17 protein-coding genes are annotated in these 19,243 nt (G+C 71.9%); 8 read left to right on the plus strand and 9 right to left on the minus strand.

Annotation, left to right across the window (positions count from 1 at the left end):
* Positions 1-11 precede the first annotated feature (11 nt).
* Positions 12-1,454 (minus strand): family 2B encapsulin nanocompartment shell protein, encoded by a 1,443-nt coding sequence (locus tag ACIPFH_RS17610; protein ID WP_401827436.1) that lies wholly within the window; start codon positions 1,452-1,454, stop codon positions 12-14.
* A gap of 315 nt (positions 1,455-1,769) precedes the next feature.
* On the opposite strand from ACIPFH_RS17610, the gene ACIPFH_RS17615 reads away from it, so the two are divergent.
* The gene (locus tag ACIPFH_RS17615) at positions 1,770-2,570 is read left to right on the plus strand and encodes a VOC family protein (RefSeq protein WP_401827438.1); all 801 of its coding nucleotides are present in this window, start codon (positions 1,770-1,772) and stop codon (positions 2,568-2,570) included.
* A gap of 59 nt (positions 2,571-2,629) precedes the next feature.
* Positions 2,630-3,349, plus strand: coding sequence for a ribonuclease H (locus tag ACIPFH_RS17620; RefSeq protein WP_401828049.1), 720 nt, complete (start codon positions 2,630-2,632; stop codon positions 3,347-3,349).
* Between the two features lie 15 nt (positions 3,350-3,364).
* Here ACIPFH_RS17620 and ACIPFH_RS17625 read toward each other — a convergent pair whose 3' ends face one another.
* The 3 genes from ACIPFH_RS17625 to ACIPFH_RS17635 all read right to left on the minus strand — a co-directional run bounded on the left by ACIPFH_RS17625 (position 3,365) and on the right by ACIPFH_RS17635 (position 5,152).
* A complete protein-coding gene (locus tag ACIPFH_RS17625; RefSeq protein WP_356251360.1) occupies positions 3,365-3,817 on the minus strand; it encodes an SRPBCC family protein in 453 nt (150 codons plus the stop codon).
* An 88-nt stretch (positions 3,818-3,905) separates the two neighbouring features.
* The gene (locus tag ACIPFH_RS17630) at positions 3,906-4,733 is read right to left on the minus strand and encodes a tyrosinase family protein (RefSeq protein ID WP_401827440.1); all 828 of its coding nucleotides are present in this window, start codon (positions 4,731-4,733) and stop codon (positions 3,906-3,908) included.
* 50 nt (positions 4,734-4,783) lie between these two features.
* Complete coding sequence (locus ACIPFH_RS17635; protein ID WP_401827442.1) at positions 4,784-5,152, minus strand: tyrosinase cofactor; 369 nt, start codon at positions 5,150-5,152, stop codon at positions 4,784-4,786.
* Between the two features lie 355 nt (positions 5,153-5,507).
* Here ACIPFH_RS17635 and ACIPFH_RS17640 point away from each other — a divergent pair, with 355 nt between their 5' ends.
* The 3 genes from ACIPFH_RS17640 to ACIPFH_RS17650 all read left to right on the plus strand — a co-directional run bounded on the left by ACIPFH_RS17640 (position 5,508) and on the right by ACIPFH_RS17650 (position 8,973).
* Positions 5,508-6,719, plus strand: coding sequence for an FAD-dependent monooxygenase (locus ACIPFH_RS17640; RefSeq protein ID WP_401827443.1), 1,212 nt, complete (start codon positions 5,508-5,510; stop codon positions 6,717-6,719).
* Positions 6,720-6,832: 113 nt separating this feature from the next.
* On the plus strand, positions 6,833-8,317 hold the full coding sequence (locus ACIPFH_RS17645) for an MFS transporter (RefSeq protein ID WP_401827445.1): 1,485 nt from the start codon (positions 6,833-6,835) through the stop codon (positions 8,315-8,317).
* A gap of 86 nt (positions 8,318-8,403) precedes the next feature.
* On the plus strand, positions 8,404-8,973 hold the full coding sequence (locus ACIPFH_RS17650; protein ID WP_401828051.1) for a TetR family transcriptional regulator: 570 nt from the start codon (positions 8,404-8,406) through the stop codon (positions 8,971-8,973).
* 91 nt (positions 8,974-9,064) lie between these two features.
* Here the strand turns inward: ACIPFH_RS17650 and ACIPFH_RS17655 are convergent, their stop codons facing one another.
* Positions 9,065-10,789 (minus strand): cholesterol oxidase substrate-binding domain-containing protein, encoded by a 1,725-nt coding sequence (locus tag ACIPFH_RS17655; protein ID WP_401827446.1) that lies wholly within the window; start codon positions 10,787-10,789, stop codon positions 9,065-9,067.
* 136 nt (positions 10,790-10,925) lie between these two features.
* Here ACIPFH_RS17655 and ACIPFH_RS17660 point away from each other — a divergent pair, with 136 nt between their 5' ends.
* Both ACIPFH_RS17660 and ACIPFH_RS17665 read left to right on the plus strand, forming a co-directional pair.
* Positions 10,926-11,909: an aldo/keto reductase gene (locus ACIPFH_RS17660; protein WP_401827448.1), complete on the plus strand. Its 984-nt coding sequence runs from the start codon at positions 10,926-10,928 to the stop codon at positions 11,907-11,909.
* A 168-nt stretch (positions 11,910-12,077) separates the two neighbouring features.
* Positions 12,078-12,503 (plus strand): DUF6328 family protein, encoded by a 426-nt coding sequence (locus ACIPFH_RS17665; RefSeq protein WP_401828053.1) that lies wholly within the window; start codon positions 12,078-12,080, stop codon positions 12,501-12,503.
* Positions 12,504-12,509: 6 nt separating this feature from the next.
* Here the strand turns inward: ACIPFH_RS17665 and ACIPFH_RS17670 are convergent, their stop codons facing one another.
* Positions 12,510-13,574: a hypothetical protein gene (locus ACIPFH_RS17670; protein WP_401827449.1), complete on the minus strand. Its 1,065-nt coding sequence runs from the start codon at positions 13,572-13,574 to the stop codon at positions 12,510-12,512.
* Between the two features lie 120 nt (positions 13,575-13,694).
* Positions 13,695-14,666, minus strand: a complete 972-nt coding sequence (locus ACIPFH_RS17675) for an LLM class F420-dependent oxidoreductase (protein ID WP_401827450.1) — start codon at positions 14,664-14,666, stop codon at positions 13,695-13,697.
* 98 nt (positions 14,667-14,764) lie between these two features.
* Here ACIPFH_RS17675 and ACIPFH_RS17680 point away from each other — a divergent pair, with 98 nt between their 5' ends.
* On the plus strand, positions 14,765-16,231 hold the full coding sequence (locus ACIPFH_RS17680; RefSeq protein WP_401827451.1) for a serine hydrolase domain-containing protein: 1,467 nt from the start codon (positions 14,765-14,767) through the stop codon (positions 16,229-16,231).
* Here ACIPFH_RS17680 and ACIPFH_RS17685 read toward each other — a convergent pair.
* Positions 16,220-17,872 (minus strand): serine/threonine protein kinase, encoded by a 1,653-nt coding sequence (locus ACIPFH_RS17685; RefSeq protein WP_401827452.1) that lies wholly within the window; start codon positions 17,870-17,872, stop codon positions 16,220-16,222. The genes ACIPFH_RS17680 and ACIPFH_RS17685 overlap by 12 nt on opposite strands.
* A 303-nt stretch (positions 17,873-18,175) precedes the next feature.
* Positions 18,176-19,135: a threonine/serine dehydratase gene (locus ACIPFH_RS17690; protein ID WP_401828055.1), complete on the minus strand. Its 960-nt coding sequence runs from the start codon at positions 19,133-19,135 to the stop codon at positions 18,176-18,178.
* Positions 19,136-19,243 lie beyond the last annotated feature (108 nt).

Raw genomic sequence — 19,243 nt, forward strand, 5'->3', positions numbered from 1 at the left:
ACTCCCCGTGGTCACTCGGCCGTCCGGCCGACCTGGACGTTCTCCAGGACCCCGGCGGCGTCCGGGACGAGGACGGCCATGGAGTAGTAGGCGGTCACCAGGTAGCGGATGATCGAGTTGGCGTCGATCCCCATGAACCGTACGTTCAGGCCGGGTTGGAACTCCTCCGGGATCCCCGTCTGGTACAGGCCGACGACTCCCTGGTCGGCCTCGCCGGTGCGCAGCGCGAGGATGCTGCTGGTGTGCTGCGGGCTGATCGGGATCTTGTTGCAGGGGAAGATCGGCACCCCGCGCCAGGCCGGGATCTCGTGCCCCTCGACGGTGGCCGTGCCGGGCATCAGACCGCGCCGGTTGCACTGCCGGAAGAAGGCCGCGATCGCCTTGGGATGGGCGAGGAACAGCTTGGTCCTGCGCCGCATCGACAGCAGCTCGTCCATGTCGTCCGGGGTCGGCGGTCCGGTGAACGTACTGACGCGCTGCGAGTGATCGGCGTTGTGCAGCAGGCCGAACTGCCGGTTGTTGACCAGTTCCCACTCCTGCCGTTCGCGGATCTCCTCGACGGTCAGGCGGAGTTGCTGCTGGGTCTGGTCCATCGGGTTGTTGTAGAGGTCGGCGACCCGGGTGTGGACCTTCAGCACGGTCTGGGTCAGCGACAACTCGTACTCGCGGGGCGAGAGTTCGTAGTCGACGAAGCCCGCCGCCAGCGTCGGCTCCCCGCTGTGGCCGGCCTGGACCGGCAGGTCGGCCTCGCCCTTGCGGTTCATCGGCAGCCGCTGCCGGGCGGCGTAGGCCTCCAGATGGGCGGCGAGGGACGGCACCCGCCCCAGGAGCTCCCGCAATGCGTCCCAGGGCAGCGCCAGCAGCACGCCCGAGGTCTCCGCGCGCACCGAGCTCAGCCACAGCGGGTCGTCCTGGCCGACGGCCTCGTCGCCCAGCTGGTCGCCGCCCGAGACCACCCCGACGATCTCCTCGCCGCCGTACTTGCCGGCGGTGAAGCGGGTGAACCGGCCGTGCACCACCAGGTAGGCCTCCGTGACCGGCTGGCCGGCCTCGAAGACGACCTGGCCGGCCCGGACCTCCCGCACCTGGAAGCGGGAGGCGAGCTCCGCGAGGGTTCCGTTGTCGGAGTAGCCGCGCAGCACGGGCAGCTCGGTGAGGGTCTCCGGGATGACGCGCACGTCGTCCGCGCCGTTGTGCTCGAACTGCACCCGGCCCCGGCCGACGCGCAGCTGGAGACGCCGGTTGACACGGTAGGTGCCGCCCTTGACGTCCACCCAGGGCAGCATCCGCAGCAGCCAGCGCGAGCTGATGGCCTGCATCTGCGGTTCGGACTTGTGGGTCGTGGCGAGCTGGCGGGCCGCCCGGGTGCTGAGGCTGGTGAGCTGTCCGTCGGCCGGGGGTTCGGGGGCGGGTTCGTCCAGTGCGGGACCGGTGGCGCTGTCCGGTGTGGACACATGACCTCCAGAAAGGTGCGCGGAGAGGGGCGGAGCGTCCGCCACGTTCGGACCGGTACTCCGCGTAGATCAGCCAAACACCCTGAGTGACGTCCGGGTACGGCGTGCAGGGGGCGGTTTCGTGCGCTGCAGGGTGCAAACCTGCCAGGTGGGGCGGAAGGCGCCCCGTGAGTGCGACCGCTTCCTCCGTGTGCTCCCGCGCGCCGGAGCGCCCGTGGGTCACTCCCGGTCACCCGTGTGTTCGGCGCGCGGGCCGGCGGCCGGGTGACTAGCGTGAGCAAGCGGACAAAACCATTTCACCGGAGGGTTGCGGTCATGGCTGTACGACCAGAGGGAATCCCTTGCTGGGCCGACGCGATGTTCAGCGACGTGGAGGGCGCCAAGACGTTCTATGCCGAGGTACTGGGCTGGACCTTCGGCGAGTCGTCGTCCGAGTACGGGAACTACACACAGGCCTACGCCGACGGCAAGGCGGTCGCCGCCGTCGTCCCGCCGATGCCCGGCCAGGAGGGCCAGTCGCAGTGGTGCCTGTACTTCGCCTCCCCGGACGCCGCCGCGACCGCCGCCAGGATCCGCGAGAACGGCGGTGAGGTGCTGATGGAGCCGATGCAGGTCGGCGAATTCGGCACGATGTGCCTGGGGCGCGAGCCGAGCGGCGCCGTGTTCGGAGTGTGGCAGGCGGGCGTCCACGAGGGCTTCGAGGCGCCGCCCGAGCAGCCCGGCGCCTACTGCTGGGCAGAGGTCTTCACCCGCGAACCGGAGAAGACGGACGCGTTCCTCCCGGCTGTGTTCCCGTACACGGCGAAGCAGCTCCAGGACGACGCGGTCGACTTCCGGCTGTTCGAGGTCGACGGTGACATGGTCCTCGGCCGCATGAGGATGACGGACGAGTTCCCGCCCGAGGTGCCGTCGTACGTCAACGTGTACTTCACGGTCGACAACTGCGACGAGGCCGTGGCCAGGGCCACCAAACTCGGTGGCGTCCTGCGCTTCGGTCCCATGGACACCCCCTTCGGACGGTTCGCGGCGATCAGCGACCCGCAGGGCGCGAGTCTCTCGCTGATCGACGTCACCACCACCGCGGGTGACATGCCGCAGACGAAGGTCGTGTCCTAGCCGGGGCCGTGTCCGTGTCCGACCCGGCCGCCCGGCGGGACGCCTCGCCGGGCCGTGGCATGATCGTGCGCATGCGTGAACGAGTGGTGGCCGCGTGCGACGGGGCCTCGAAGGGGAATCCGGGACCGGCGGGCTGGGCTTGGGTGGTCGCGGACGACGCGGAGACGCCGGCCCGCTGGGAGGCGGGGCCGCTCGGCAGGGCGACCAACAACATCGCCGAACTCACCGCGCTGGAGCGCCTGCTGGCGTCGACGGACCCGGGTGTGCCGCTCGAGGTCCGGATGGACTCGCAGTACGCCATGAAGGCCGTCACGACCTGGCTCCCGGGCTGGAAGCGCAACGGCTGGAAGACGTCCGCAGGCAAGCCGGTGGCCAACCAGGAACTCGTCGTCCGCATCGACGAACTGCTCGACGGCCGCTCGGTCGACTTCCGCTACGTGCCCGCCCACCAGGTCGACGGCGACCCGCTCAACGACTTCGCCGACCGCGCCGCCAGTCAGGCGGCGATCGTCCAGCAGCCGGCCGGCAGTGACCAGGGCTCCCCGGAGCCGCCGGCCTCGCCGGACACCCCGAAGGCGAGGTCCGGCGCGAAGCCCGGCCGCTCCGCCGGAGACAAGTCCCCCCGGCGGAGCGGTGGTTCGGCGTCCCGCACGATCAAGGCCAAGTTCCCCGGCCGCTGTGTGTGCGGCCGCCCGTACGCGGCAGGCGAGCAGATCGCCAAGAACGCGCAGGGCTGGGGGCACCCGGAGTGCCGTACGGCGGACGCGGACGCGGGCTGACCCGCGGCGCGCCGGTCACACCACGGCGCCGCGCCAGCCCCCGGTCTCGAGACCGCGATCCTCGATGAACTCCTTGAAGCGCTCCAGGTCACCCTTGGTCTGGCGCTTCACGAAGCCCAGCTTGTCGCCGACGGTCTCGGCCACACCCTCCGGCTGGAACTCCATCTGGAGCATCACCTTGGTGTGGCTGTCGTCCAGCCGGTGGAAGGTCACCACGCCGGCCTGCCGGGCCTCGCCGGAGATCGTGGTCCAGGCGACCCGTTCGTCCGGGATCTGCTCCGTGATCTCCGCGTCGAACTCCCGGTGCACGCCGTTCACACTGGTCACCCAGTGGGTGAGCGTGTCGGTGCGCTGTTCGATGCGGTCGACCCCGCCCATGAACTCGGGGAACGTCTCGAACTGCGTCCACTGGTTGTAGGCGGTGTGCACGGGCACGCCGACCTCGATGGATTCCTCGACCTGCGACACGATCGTCTCCTCCTTCGTCCTCTTGATGCGTCTCGTCGCTGTTGTCCGTCGCGGGTACCCGTGACCTGCGGGGCAAACCGCCGGGCGGCTATCGGTCGGAGTCGAAGGTGTAGTGGGCGGTGTGATCGAGAAGGTCCGCCGGGGTGGTGTCGTTCCAGGGCTTCATCGTCTCGTGGAGGTCGACGACGTCCGGCGTCCCGCCGCCCGGCAGATAGGCGGACCCCGGGTGCCGGCGCTGCCACTGGGCCCACAGCTTGTCGATGTAGGCGTGGTGCAGCCAGAACACCGGGTCGTTGGGGGAGACCCCGGTCGCCATCTGCCCGCCGACCCAGACATGGACCCGGTTGTGCAGATTGACCCCGCGCCAGCCCTCGAGATGATTGCGGAAACCGTCGGAGGCGCTGTTCCAGGGGGCCATGTCGTATGTCGTCATCGCCAGCACCGAGTCGACCTCGGCCCGGGTCGGCAGTTCACGGACGCCCGACCCCAACGCGCGCCGCAGGTAGGTGCGGCCGTCCACGCGGACGTTGACCGCCCAGTTGCCCGCCGACGCGGCGAACGGCCCGTCCGTCACCTGGCCGTCCCGGCTGCGGCCGGTGCCGCCGAGGAAGTCCGGCGCCCACAGCGAGGAGCGCGGCGAACGGTCTGCGGACCAGTCCCAGTACGGCAGGGCCACCGTGGCGTCCACCGACTGGAGCGCGCGCTCGAACTCCAGCAGGAATCTGCGGTGCCACGGCAGGAAGGACGGCGAACGGTGGCCGGTGCGCTCGCCGTTGTCGGTGTCACCGAGGATGAACCCGTTGTGGGTGGTCACGAAGGCGTCGTAGCGGCCGCTGCGCTTGAGTTCGAGGACGGCGGCGACGAAGCGGCGCTTCTCGTCGGCGGTCAGGGCTGCCTGGTTCTTGCGGACGGTCATGTGTGGTGCTCCAAGTGTGCGCGGGAAGGGTGCGGTCGGCCGGCCGCCGGTCAGCCGGCGGGGAACGGCACGAGCCGGGCGCCCTGGAGCTCGTCGACCGCGGCACGGGCGGCGGCCCGCGGCGTCGGCACCGGGTCGTAGTGGCTGACGACGCTGATCCAGGAACCGTCGGCGTTGCGCATCACGTGCAGCTCGACCCCGTCGACGTACACCGCGTAGCCGCCACCGTGGTGATGACCGCTCCCGGCGGCGGTCCGCCCCTGTATCCGGCGGCCCCGGTAGACCTCGTCGAAGATGTCGGGGGAGTCGGGGGAGCCGTGGTGGTGGTCGGCGGCCCGGGCGGCGGGGACGGCGACCAGCGAGGCACCGGCGACGGCGGCCGCCGCGGTGAGGGCGCGACGACGGCTTATTTCCTGCATGCGGGGCTCCTGGGGTGTGTTCGGTTGACGACCCCGTATGCCTATCGAGCCGCAGGAGAAAGGGAGAAATCGCCCGAGGCGGGTTGGCTGCGATCAGGACAATCAATTACATGTCGTGCAATATTGAACGAAGATGATCTTCCCGGTCAGGGGTGCCCGCGCTGCGCGGAAGGGGCAATTCCTTTCCGTGCGTGCACCGCTTCCGGTGATCTTTCGCGTTCGGCTCGGCCGGTGGTGGCGTGGCCCACGTGGGGAAAGTGGCGTGATCGGGCGGATGGGGCCACTCCTGGCGGGTGCTCCCTCCTGCTACCCTGCGTCGTCAATCAACCACGTCTGGTAACTCCTGGGAGGGTGCGTGAAGGTCGCCTGTGTCGGCGGCGGGCCCGCCGGCCTGTATCTCTCGATCCTGCTCAAGCGGCAGAACCCGTCCCACGACGTCACCGTCCACGAGCGCAATCCCGAGGGCTCGACGTACGGCTGGGGCGTCACCTACTGGCAGGCTCTCCTCGACAGACTCCGCGCCTGCGACCCCGAGTCGGCGCGCGCCATCGAGGAGAACTCCGTCCGCTGGACCCAGGGCGTCGCCCACGTGGGGGACCTGGCCACCCGTCAGCCCGGCGACGAGGGGCACGGCATCGGACGTCACAAGCTGCTGGAGATCCTCGCCGCCCGCGCCCGCGCACTCGGCGTACGGCTGGAGTTCGAGAGCGGGATCACCGCCGAGGATCTGCCGGACGCCGATCTCGTCGTGGCCGGCGACGGCGTCCACAGCGTCCTGCGCACGCACCACGCGGACGACTTCGGCACCGCGCTCACGTCCGGGCGCAACTCCTACGTCTGGCTCGGTACCACCAAGGTCTTCGACTCCTTCACGTTCGCGTTCGTGGAGACCGGGCACGGCTGGATCTGGTGCTACGGCTACCCCTTCAGCTCCGAGCGGAGCACCTGCGTCATCGAGTGCGCCCCCGAGACCCTGGCCGGGCTCGGCCTCGACCGCGCGAGCGAGGGCGACCGACTGGCCCACCTCGAGAAGCTCTTCGCGCACGTCCTCGACGGCCACGCGCTGATCGGCCGTGCCGCCGCCGACGGCGGCACACAGTGGCTCACCTTCCGGACCCTCACCAACCGCACCTGGTACCGCGGCAATCTCGTCCTCCTCGGCGACGCCGCCCACACCACCCACTACTCGATCGGAGCCGGCACCACCCTGGCCCTGGAGGACGCCATCGCCCTCGCCGACGCCCTGCGCGAGAGCCCGGGCCTCCCGCAGGCCCTCGCCCGTTACGAACGCGAACGCAAGTCCGCCCTGCTGTCCCAGCAGAGCGCCGCCCGCTACAGCGCCCAGTGGTACGAGAACCTCACCCGCTACATCCACCTCCCGCCGGACCGGATGTTCGCCCTGCTCGGCCAGCGTCACTCACCCCTGCTGCCCTATGTCCCGCCCCAGCTGTACTACCGGCTCGACAGGGCGGCCGGGCAGTCGGAAGCCCTGCGCCGGCTCAAGCGCTGGCTGGGGCCGAAGCTGGCGCGCGGCGCGCACACCAGGGTGCTGACCTCCCGGAAGTAGACGGCAAGGGAGTCGCGGCGGCGACGGGCGGGCCGTTGGGTGAATGGGGATTCACTGCTACGGTGAATTTCCATTCACCCCTTTTTCATTTCCCGTCGGCCGCTGGAGTGCCCATGGCGTCGCCCGCTCCGATACCCGCCCCGGGCAGGGGAGCCGCCGGTCTGCGGGCCCGGCTCACCGTCCCGGTGCTGGCGTACTGCGGCATCCTCATGGCGGTCATGCAGACCGTCGTCGTCCCGCTGCTGCCCGACCTGCCCCGGCTGACCGGCGCCTCGGCGGGCGCGGTCTCCTGGATGGTGACCGCGTCGCTGCTGTCCGGCGCGGTCCTCACCCCCGTTCTCGGCCGCGCCGGGGACATGTACGGCAAACGGCGGGTGCTCCTCCTCTCGTTCGCCCTGATGGCCGCCGGTTCGGTGATCTGCGCCCTGACCTCCGACATCGGTGTGCTGATCGCGGCCCGGACCCTCCAGGGCGCCGCGTCCTCCGTCGTGCCGCTGTCCATCAGCATCCTGCGCGACGAACTGCCGCCGGAACGCCGGGGATCCGCCGTGGCGCTGATGAGCTCCACCGTCGGCATCGGCGCCGCGCTGGGACTGCCCGCGGCGGCCGTGGTCGTGCAGTACGCGAACTGGCACGTGATGTTCTGGGTGACGGCCGCGCTGGGCGCGACCGGTGTCGCGCTGGTCCGGTGGGCGGTGCCGGAGTCGCCCGTCCGCGAGCCGGGCCGCTTCGACGTGACGGGTGCGCTCGGGTTGGCCGCCGGGCTGATCAGCCTGCTCCTCGCCGTGTCCCAGGGCGGCCAGTGGGGGTGGGGGAGCGCCCGGGTCGTGGGCCTGTTCCTCGCCGCCGTGCTTGTCCTGGGCCTGTGGTGGTGGCACCAGCTGGGTGCCGAACAGCCGCTGGTGGACCTGCGGTTGGTGTCCCGGCCGAGGGTCGGCCTGTCCCATGTGGCGGCGCTCCTGACCGGCTTCGCCTTCTACGCCAACTCGCTGGTCACCGCCCAGTTGGTGCAGGCGCCCGAGGCGAGCGGGTACGGGCTCGGGCTGTCCATCGTCCAGACGGGCCTGTGCCTGCTGCCCGGGGGCGTCACCATGCTGCTGTTCTCGCCCCTCTCCGCCCGCATCTCCGAGGTGCGCGGGCCGCGGATCACCCTCGCCCTCGGCGCCGCCGTCATCGCCGCCGGGTACGCCCTGCGCGTCGTCGACAGCCGTGACCTGTGGATGATCATGGTGGGGGCGACGGTGGTGGCGACCGGCACCACCCTCGCGTACTCGGCACTGCCCTCGCTGATCCTGCGCGCGGTGCCGCCCGGGCAGACCGCCGCGGCGAACGGCTTCAACGTGCTGATGCGCACGATCGGCCAGGCCACCTCCAGTGCCGCCGTCGCCGCCGTCCTCGTGCATCACACCAGCCTCGTCGGCGGGGCCCCGGTGCCGACGCTGCACGGCTATCTGCTGGCGTTCGGCGTGGCGGGGGCGGTGGCGCTGGCCGCGTGCGCGGTGGCGCTCAGCATCCCCGGCGACCCCGGACCGGACGACACCCGGCGCGCCCGTGGCCGTACCCGCTCCGTGAGCGACACGGCGTTGGAGGGAGCATGACTCCTGTGAGCACTCCACCCGATGCCTCCGCCGTGAGCACTCCTTCCGACCCCTCCGCCGTGAGCACTCCTTCCGACCCCTCCGCCATGGGCGGTCCACCGACCCCGGCCCGGCGTGACGCCGAGGCGAGCAGGACGGCGATCCTGCGCGCCGCCCGGTATCTCCTGGCCCGCCACGCGCACGCCGACATCACGCTCAAGTCCGTCGCGGAACGGGCCGGGGTGAGCGCGCCGCTGGTCCTGAAGTACTTCGGGAACAAGGACGCGCTGTTCGCCCGGGTGATGTCCTTCGAGGAGGACGCCGACGCCGTCCTCGACGCCCCGCTGGAGGAGCTGGGCCGGCACATGGTCCGGCACGTGGTGGTCAGCCAGCGCGAGCGCGGTGCCGACCCCCTGCTGCGCATCGCGTTCGCGCCCCTGCACGGCGACCACGGTGACGTGCTGCGCGCCAACTTCCGCACCCAGGTCACCGAACGTCTGGCCGCCCGCCTCACCGGCCCCGACCGGGGACTCCGGGCCGAACTCGCCGTCGCCGCCGTGCTCGGACTCGGCGTGATGTACGGCATCGCCCGCGGGACCGAGCTCAGGGAGACGCCGGTCGAGCACATCGTCGACCGCTACGGGCCGACGGTGCAGGCCCACCTGGACCCGGCCTAGGGCCGGTCCGGCGGAGCAGGCCGCAGACGCCGGCAGGACGCGGCGGTGAGGTGCCGCTGCTTACCCCCCGACTTGATCCGCCGGACACGCCCTAAGGGAACAACCGCCCGTGCAGAGGCGCGCGAAACACCCGATGCGGGTCCAGCCGCTCCAGCACGTCCGCCGCCTCGTCCCACGCGCTGCCGAAGGACTGCGGCACCACCGTCCCCAGCACCTCCTCGTCGCTCCACGCGGCCTCATCCGTGTAGGCCCAGCCCTTCGACCACTCCACCCGGGTGCGGGCGTGCGTCCCGTCGTACGTCGAGAGCAGGAAGCGCTCCAGCTCCCGGTAGAACGCGTCGGCGTACGGCGTCCCCGGCAGCGTCAGCACGTCCAGCCACACGGCCGTGTCCCACTCGGGGTGGTCCGGGTCGGGCCGCAGCGCGGAGAGCGCCGGAGCCCGGGCGCCGGCGAGTCCGGCCTCCGCGGGATCGTCGAGACCGGTCACCCGGATCTCCACCGACCCGTTGACGGGGTAGCGCCCCAGAGCGGCGTACGCGGTCAGTCGCTCCCGGTAGAAGGCGGTGAACTCGTGGACGACCCGTTGCACCTGGTCCCGGCCGGTCAGTACCGCGTACCCGTTGGCGTGCACCCGCAGGGTGGTCGGCCTGATGTACAGCAGTGTGTTCTTCGACGGCCCCCAGACGTCGGCCGACAGGGTCGCCACGAGCCCGAGCGCGGCCACGTCGAGCTGCGCGTTGCCGAGCACCGGCGCCAGGTACCAGGCCGCGTCCGCGACCATCCGCCCGGCCAGGTCCGCCACCGGCTTCGGGACGTTGTCGGAGAAGGGGTAGGGGTACGGCGACGTCACGCGCCGCGAGGTGAGCGGCCTGGTCGGTTCGACGGACCACACCTTGAACCACGGGAACTCGGTGAACGCGAACCAGATGGCCTCGACCCGCCCCTCGGCCTCCAGAAAGCCCGACAGGCTGCGCCCGTCCGCCCCCGGCGCCCCGAACAGCTCCGTCGCCGGAATGTCCGTACGGCTCACGCAGCGCACATTGCTGTCGACCCCCACCCGCAGGACCACCTCGGTGACCAGCGAGCGCCCGAGATGCGTGAGCAGCGCGGCGCAGTCGGCCTCGTCGCGGCGGTACGTCCGCAGACCGTAGGCCCCGCTGTCCGCGTCCCACACCACGGCGGTCAGAGAGAGCACACGATTGCTGAGCGAGCCGTACGTCTGCCCGGGCAGCCGCTCCTCGCCCCGTGCCGGCACGGCGGTGCCGTGCGCGTCGACGGCGAGTGCGCCGCCCAGGGTGAGGTCGCCGGGGGCCGGTGCGGCGGTGACGCCGAGGCCGTGTCCTTCGAGGAAGGTGAGCAGGGCCTCCAGCGTGACCCCGGCCCCGACGCGCACCTCGTCGGCCGACTCCAGGGCGAGGCCGGTCAGATGCGGGGCGGTGTCGACGAGCAGGACCGGCGCGTCCGTCGGCGTGCCGTCCGGGACGGTCAGGGGGGACCAGCCGTGCGAGGCGCCCCGCGGCCGGACGGTCCAGCCGTGCCGCCACGCCCAGTTGACGACGTCCACCGCCAGGCCGGGGTCCTCGGGCGCGCAGGCCCACAGGTCGGTCACGGTGATCTCGCCGTCCCAGTTGCGGTACGCCGTGCGGGAGAGGGGCACGTCCGGGGGGAAGTCCGGCAGTTCCCGCGCCGCGACGGCCGGATCGGCGGCCACCAGGACGGTCGCGCCGGTCAGGGCGGCGGCCGCGGTGCCCAGGAAGCCACGGCGGGTCCAGGAGCGGTCCCCCGGCTGATGGTTGTTCACTGAACGATCGGTCACGCGTTCACGGTAGGGACCGGTCGGCTCGTGCGCCCGCCGCGTCGAACAGCGTCACTCCTGAGAGTGAACGATTCTCCGGTCGCGGCCCGGAGCGGTCGGTTCCGCACCAGGTCACGGCGAATGACAGACTGATCTCATGGACGAGCGCGAATTCGGTAGGTCTGGTCAGCACGCATCCGTCGTCGGTCTCGGCACCTGGCAACTGGGCGCCGACTGGGGAGACGTCGACGACAAGGAGGCCCTGACCGTTCTGGAGGCGGCGGCCGAGTCTGGAGTGACCTTCTTCGACACCGCCGACGTCTACGGCGACGGACGCAGCGAGCAGACCATCGCCGCGTTCCTGAGCGGCCGGCCCGATCTGCACGTCCTGGTCGCCACCAAGATGGGGCGCCGCGTCGAGCAGGTCCCCGAGAACTACGTCCTGGACAACTTCCGCGCCTGGAACGACCGCTCCCGCCGCAACCTCGGCGTCGACCGGATCGACCTGGTGCAGCTGCACTGCCCGCCCACCCCCGTCTACTCCCGCGACGAGGTCTTCGACGCCCTGGACACCCTCGTCGAGGAGGAGCGCATCGCGCACTACGGCGTCAGCGTGGAGACCTCCGCCGAGGCCCTCACCGCGATCGCCCGGCCGGGCGTGGCGAGCGTGCAGATCATCCTCAACCCGTTCCGTCTGAAGCCCCTCCACGAGGTGCTCCCGGCGGCCCGAGCGGCCGGCGTCGGCATCATCGCCCGCGTCCCGCTCGCCTCCGGCCTGCTCTCCGGCAAGTACACCAAGGACACCGTCTTCCCGGAGAACGACCACCGCACCTACAACCGGCACGGCGAGTCCTTCGACCAGGGCGAGACGTTCTCCGGCGTCGACTACGCCACCGGCGTCGAGGCCGCCGTCGAGTTCGCGGCCCTCGCGCCCGAGGGGTACACCCCGGCCCAGCTGGCGCTGCGCTGGATCATCCAGCAGCCCGGCGTGACCACCGTGATCCCGGGCGCCCGCTCGCCCGAGCAGGCCCGCGCCAACGCGGCCGCCGCCAGGCTCCCGGAACTGTCCGAGGAGACTCTCGCGGCCGTCCGCGACCTCTACGACCGGCGTATCAAGGAGCAGGTCGAGGGACGCTGGTAGCCAACCCGTGAACGGCGGGCTGCACAGTCCGCCGTCCACGGGGTACTCGCGGTGAGAGGGGACCGACGGACCACTCGAACCGGGAGGGCGGTACAGGTGACGGACACGGCGACGAGAGCCGAGCGGCGCACGGGGCGCAACGAGACCGAGGAGGAGAGAGCCGACCGGATGTGGGGGGAGCTCATCCAGGAGATCCGTGTCGCGCAGACGGGCGTGCAGATCCTCTTCGGCTTCCTGTTGACCGTCGTGTTCACCCCGCGCTACGCGGATTTGCAGAACATCGACCAGATCATCTACATCGTGACCGTGGTCCTGGGCGCCTGCGCCACGGGCGCCCTCATAGGTCCCGTCTCACTGCACCGCCTGGTCTCCGGGCGGCGGGTGAAGCCGCAGGCGGTGAAGGTGGCGTCCCGGCTGACCTTCGTAGGCCTGCTCCTGCTGCTCGCCACCATGACCGCCTCGCTGCTGCTGATCCTCCGTGTGGCCACCCACGACGCGTTCGTGCCCTGGCTCGTCGCGGGTGTGGTCTCGTGGTACGGGCTGTGCTGGTTCGTGCTGCCGTTGTGGACCCGGCGCCGCTACACGACGAACTGAGCCGGGCTACCCGGCCTCGGGCGCGGTGCCCCGAGCGCCCCGCAGTGCGGTGAGGCAGCTGCCGATCGCCTGCTGGAGCTCTTCCAGCTGCTGCACCATGTCGTCCTCGTAGAACTCCTGCGCGTCGGCGTCGTCGAAGGTCAGCTCCTCGAACACCTTCGTCACCCGCTGGAGGCTGCTGTAGAACTTCGTGCGCCGCTCCTGCACGCGCAGCTCGGGATCGGCCTCGACGGTCTCCACGACCAGGCTCTTCATCGTGTCGTAGGCCTCGCTCGCCCACTCGCCGGCGTCCTCGTCGTCGTCCAGCTCGTCGAGCAGCGAGAGGTGCCGCTCCGCCTCCTGGCGCAGCTCGGCCGGCGCGTCGACGGTCTGCCCGGCGGGGGTCTTGATCAGGCCGGACTCGGCGATCTGGCGCACGTACCCGATGCGGTCGGCCGAGCGGCTCTCGGTGGCGACGGCCTTCTTGAGGTCGTCGGTGCGGACCACGTCGCGGGCCAGCTCGATCTGGAGGTCCGGGTCCTCCTTGACGCGGTCCAGGAGGGCGGCGCGGGCCGCGCGGGCGGTCGAGGGATCGGCGAGGATCGCGGCGCGCAGGGCGGTGGGGTTCTCGGCGACCTCCAGCGCCTTCGTCGGACGGATGCCCTCGGCCTCGGCGGCCTCCGCGATCGCGGTGCCGCGCTCGGAGGTGGCGCTGGAGCGGGAGACGTAGTAGGTCAGCCACACCTCGGCGTCCGGCAGCTCGACCTCCTGCCCCGGCGCCAGCTCCTCGAGGTGCGGGACGAGACCGTCGTCGGCGGCCCTGTCCCAGGCCTTGTAGTAGCGCATGACGCGCTCGGGGGAGCAGCCGGCCAGTTCGGCGAACTCCTTCGCCGACACCTTCGGCGTCTCGTCCGCGCCCTGCCCGCCCGGCCGGACGCTGCGGGCCACCATCAGGCCGAAGGCCCATCCGCCGGTCCGCGCGTAGACGCCGAACTCGCGGGCGTCCCGCGCCACCAGGTCGGACAGGGGCGCGGGGGACGTCTCGGCGGATGTCTCGATGGCCGACTCGGGCAGGTCGATCGCCAGGGTCACGGATGACTCTCCTCTACAGGCTGCTGGACGCGGGATCGGCACCGCGAAAGTGCAGAACGGCAGCCTATACGCGCCCGTCGTCCCTGCTCGGGCAGACCCGCGCGGGGGCCGGGCGGCCCGTCAGGCGAAGGCGTTGCGCAGGGCGGGCAACAGGGCCTTCTCCGACCAGTCCAGGTACGCCGGCTGGGAGTCCCCGCCGATCTGCACCAGGGCGACCTCCGTGAACCCGGCCTCGACGTACGGACGTACGGCCTCGACGAAGTCCTCCGGGTCGTCGCCGCAGGGGATCGAGGAGGCGACGTCGTCGGGCGTCACGAACTGGGTCGCCGACTCGAAGGAGTCCGGGTGGGGCAGTTCGGAGTTCACCTTCCAGCCACTGCCGAACCAGCGGAACTGGGCGTGCGCCCGCTTCACCGCGGTGTCCCGGTCGGCGTCGTGGCAGACCGGCAACTGCCCCACGCGTGGCTTGCCCTCGCCGCCGTTGCGGTCGAACGCCTCCAGCAGGCCCGACTTGGGCTCGGTGGCGATCACGAGGTCGGCCAGCCGGCCCGCGAGCCGGCAGGAACGCTCACCCGAGACGGCGACGCCGATCGGCGGCGGCTCGTCGGGCAGGTCCCACAGCCGGGCCGAGTCCACGTCGTAGTGGGTGCCGTGCCGCGTCACGTGCCCGCCCTCGAACAGCGCGCGGATGATCCCCACGGCCTCCTCGAGCATCTCGTGCCGCACGTCCACGGAGGGCCAACCGCCGCCCACCACATGTTCGTTGAGGTTCTCGCCGGCGCCCAGCCCCAGCCGGAAGCGCCCCTCGGAGAGCAGCTGCATCGTGGCCGCCTTCTGCGCCACCACCGCCGGGTGGTAGCGGAACGTCGGGCACGTCACGTACGTCATCAGCGGAATGCGTGACGTGGCCTGGGCGGCGGCGCCGAGCACGCTCCACGCGTACGGCGAGTGGCCCTGCGAACGCAACCACGGAGAGTAGTGGTCCGAGGTCACCGAGAAGTCGAAGCCCGCCTCCTCGGCCCGCACCACATGGTCGACCAGGTCACGGGGGCCCGCCTGTTCGGTCATCATCGTGTATCCGATTTGCACCATGGGACCCGGGTCCCCGGTCTACGGGGGAAGGAAACGGGCCGCTCGTGAGGTGAGAAAAGCCGTCGATCGCCGTCCGCCGTCCGGGGGAGGATGCGGGCATGAGCGCCCGCCCGTTGCCTTCGAGCCCCCCGTCCGCCCAGGGAGTCGACGCCCTCGGCGTCCTCGCCTTCCTCGATGCCGTCGAGTCGGCCGAGATCATCGAGCCGCACAGCCTGATGATCCTGCGCCACGGCCGCCTCGTCGCGTCCGGCTGGTGGGAGCCGTACACCCCCGACCGGCCGCACCTGCTGTACTCGCTCAGCAAGAGCTTCACGGCCACGGCCGCCGGGTTCGCCGTCGCCGAGGGACTGATCGGCCTCGACGACCCGGTGCTCTCGTACTTCCCGGAGCTCGACGCGGACATCACCGACCCGCGCAGTCGTGCGATGCGGGTGCGGCACGTGGCCGCGATGGCGAGCGGGCACGAGCAGGAGACGTACGAACGGGCGCACGCGCTCGACCCCGACGACCTCGTGCGGGGCTTCCTGCTGCTGCCACCGGACCGCGACCCGGGAACCGTGTTCGCGTACAACCAGCCGGCCACGTACGCGCTCGCCGCGATCGTGGCGCGCGTCACCGGCGGCTCGGTCACCGACTATCTTCGGCCGCGTCTGCTGGACCCGCTCGGCATCGGCGAGGTCGCCTGGCTGACCGACCGGTCCGGCCGCGAACTCGGCTTCAGCGGACTGCACGCCACCACCGACGCGATCGCCCGGCTGGGGCAGCTGTATCTGGACGAGGGCGTGTGGGAGGGCGAGCGGCTGCTGTCACCGGAGTGGGTCGCCGAGGCGACGCGCGAGCACGTCGCGACAGCCGCCGGCGCACCGGCCGAGGCCGACCGCATGGACTGGGACCGCGGCTACTGCTTCCAGTTCTGGCGCTCCCGGCACGGGTACCGCGGCGACGGGGCCTACGGACAGTTCTGCGTCGTGCTGCCCGAGTACGACGCCGTGATCGCCGCGACGGCGGCGACGAACGACATGCAGGCCCTGCTCACCCTCGTCTGGGAGCACCTGCTGCCCGCGTTGCGGCCGCAACCGCTGACCGGGCGCGAGGAGGCCGACGCGGCCCTCGCGCGGCGCCTGGCGCACCTCGCGCTGCCGCCCGCCCCCGGCAAGCCCGCACCCCCAAAACGGGGCGAGGAGTGGTCGGGCGCCGAGTTCACCCCCTACGGCGGCGCCGACGCAGGCCTGCGGGAGCTGACCGGCGCCGTCGTCACCGTGGGCGCCGACGGCTGGACGCTGAGCCTTGTCGAGGGGCCGGACGGGCGGCGGCTGGAGCTGCCTCTGGGGGCCGGCGGCTGGCAGGTGAGCGACGAGCCGCTGCCCACCGCGGTCAGCGGCGGCTGGACCGACGGCGACACGCTCGCGGCGCACGTCGTGTTCCTCGAGACCCCGCACCGGCTGCGGGTGACCTGCTCCCTGGCCGACCGGACCTTCGACGCGCGCTGGGACACGCAGCCACTGCACGGCGGCCCGCTGCGCTCGATGCGCGCCCCACGCAGGTCGCCCCGGTCAGGCGGCTGAACCCGGCCGGAAGGTGCGCAGGAACGTGTCCAGGGCCTCGCGGTTGGCCCTCTTGTCCCAGTCCGCGGCGGGCGTCACCCAGCGCAGCGAGAAGCTGCGGTGGCCGCCGAGGAGGAAGCCGCGTCCGAACGTGCGCACCTGTGTGCCGTCGGCGTCGACGAGCCACTCCATGTCGGCGGCCTTGTACCCCTGGTAGGTCGTCGCCCTGATGTCGCCGAGCCGCCGGAAGCCCTCGTCCTTCTTCAGGTTGGGCTCGACGTCCTCGCGCCAGACGGTCACCGGGTCGGGCCCGGCATTCTCGCTGTAGGTCACCGCGAGGGTGCGCGGATCGCCGGCCGCCCCGAAGGTGACGCGATACGCCCGGTCGGCGTCGCGTGCGGTCTCCAGAGGCTTCCACCCCTGGGGAAGGGCGACCGAGAAACCCTCGGGCGCGCGGTAGACGCGGTAGCCCTCGGGGAGGGCGTCGGCGGTGGCGGGCGCCGAGGGGGAGGACTCCGGGGACCTGCTCGGCGACGGCGACGGCGACGGCGGCGGCGGGCTGCTGGGGGCGGTCGGGGCCGGCGCCGCGGAGTCTCTTTCGCCGGCGTCCTCGCCGGGCGTCGCGGCGGACGCGGAGGGCCGGGTCTGTGTGCCGCCCCCCGCCGTGTCGTCGGTGTCGGGCAGCTGGCGGGTCACGGCGAGAGCCGCGACCGCCACGGTGACGACGGCCAGGGCCGTCCCGGCCGCCATGGCCCGGCCGCTCCACCGCGGACCGACATAGCGGGCGGCGGCGCAGGCCCGCTTCAGCCTGGGGGCCTGCATGACGGCGTGCGGGTCCTCGTCCAGGACCCGGGTGAGGGACTGGCGTACGACCGTCCTGGTGAGCCGCTCCCGGGAGTCCTTGCGCAGCAGCCCCTGCACGGTCGGGGTGAGTGAACCGGCCCGCAGCGGCGTGCGCAACGGCAGCCGGTCCACGCCCTTCAGCGTGGCCTCGGGCCGGTCCCGGTCCCGGTACGGCGGCCGCCCCTCGACCAGCGTGTACAGGATGGCGCCGAGTGCCCACAGATCGGCCGCCGGACCGATCCGCTCGTCCCGGGCCTGCTCGGGGGAGGCGTAGGCCGGGGCTGCCACGCGCGGGGAGAGCGTGGCGCCCGCCAGCCCGAACCCGGTGAGGACGAGGGGACCCCGGGCCCGGATGAAGACCTGACCGGGGCTCAGCTCGCCGTGGGTGATGCCCTCGCCGTGCGCGACCTCCAGCACGTCGAGCAGCTGCAGCCCGATCGCCGCGACCTTGGCCGGACTGAACGCCCCCTTCTGCTCCAGGAGTTGTCCCAGAGGCAGACCGTCGATCCACTCGGTGACGGTCCACAGCGAACCCGCCTCCTCCACGGCGTCGACGACCGCGGCGATCCGGCCGGGGCACAGCCGCGCCATCGTCTCCGACATCCGCAGGACCCGGTCGGAGGCCTGCCGGGCCTTCTCCTCGCCCTGGTCGGCGGGCAGCCCGATTCTGGTGACCAGGCACGGCCGGGCCGCCCCGGTGTCCTCGACGTACTCGCCGTACCAGCTGACGCGGTTCGTCTCCCGGTGGACGACGTCGAGCAGCCGGTACCTCCCGGCGACCAACTCGTGCGTGGAGACGTGCGCCTTGACCATGGTCATCCTTCGCTGAACCGCTGGTACTCACCTTTCCCATGGGTACGACAGATGCGAGGGGGTCCGTTCAATGGGAGCGCAACTCCGGTGTGATTCCTGTCTTTCATTCAAAAGAGCGCCGGATGGACCGAGTGTTTGTGCGAGAAAAGCGAATTGACGGAACTCGTCCTGGGGCCGTCCGACGGTGTAACCAGCGGTAAACGGTCCGGGCGAAACACGTCGGGGTGCCCGGGAACGGGCTTCCCGGCCGCGACGCATTCCTGCTCGCAGGCCGTCCCGGCGGGATTTCCCAATCCCCGCCGAGTCGCCTCAGCGCAGTCCGAATCGCTCGGTCCAAGCCATCATGTCCGCGGTCGTCGCGTTGCCCCCGCAGACCACCAGCCCCAGCCGCGCGCCGTCCCCCACCCGCTCCACGACCTGCCGGGCCGCGGGCAGCAGGCAGCCGGCCGCCGGTTCGGTCCAGACCTTGGCGTGTTCGGCCAGGTCCAGGGAACCCCGCACCGCGTCCCGGTCGGGGACCACGAGTACCTCGGTGACCAGCGCGGACACATGGTCGTACGTCAGCCGCGAGACGCTGGGCGCGCTGAGGGTGGACACGATCGACGACAGTGCCACCGGCACCGGCCCGCCCGCCGCCAGCGCCTCCGACATCGCCTGCGCGCCCTCGGTCTCCACACCCCAGATCCGAACCTCCGGGCGACGGACGCGCAGGGCCGCCGCGACGCCCGCGATCAGGCCGCCGCCCCCGATGCTGACCAGCACGTCCGTGAGCTCACCGGCGTCGGCGGCGAACTCCAGGCCGACCGTGCCCTGCCCGGCGACGACCAGCGGATCGTCGAAGGGGTGCACCAGGGTCAAGCCCTCGTCCCGCAACCGCTCCACCAGCGCGAACGCCCCGTCCATGGTGTCGGTCAGCCGGACCGAGGCGCCGGCCGCCTCCGCCAGCTCGACGCTGCGCGCGGGCGCCGACCGCGGCATCACGACCGTGGCCTTCACGTCCAGCGCGGCGGCCATGACCGCGAGCGCGATCCCGTGGTTCCCGCCGCTCACCGCCACGGCCCCGGCCGCCCGCTCGCCCTCGGTCAGCGACAGCAGCTTCGCCGTCGCCCCGCGCGCCTTGAACGAGCCGGTGCGCTGGAGGAGTTCCAGCTTCGCCGTCACGGGGACACCGAGCAGCGCCGACAGCCCGGGGCTGGGCACGGTCGGGGTTCGGACGACGTGTCCGGCGATCCGCTGGGCAGCGGCTTCGATGTCCGAGATGCCGATCAAGGCGGTCAAGGCAGTCACCCTTCCGGCGCGGCGCCGGTGTGCGGGCCACGCCTTGGCTGTTCGTCTGCAGGCACCCTCACCCGGCGCCGCCGCGCAGGTCAACTCCCC

The sequence above is a fragment of the Streptomyces sp. NPDC088157 genome (genome assembly GCF_044741545.1).
In the GTDB taxonomy this organism is placed as follows: Bacteria; Actinomycetota; Actinomycetes; order Streptomycetales; family Streptomycetaceae; genus Streptomyces.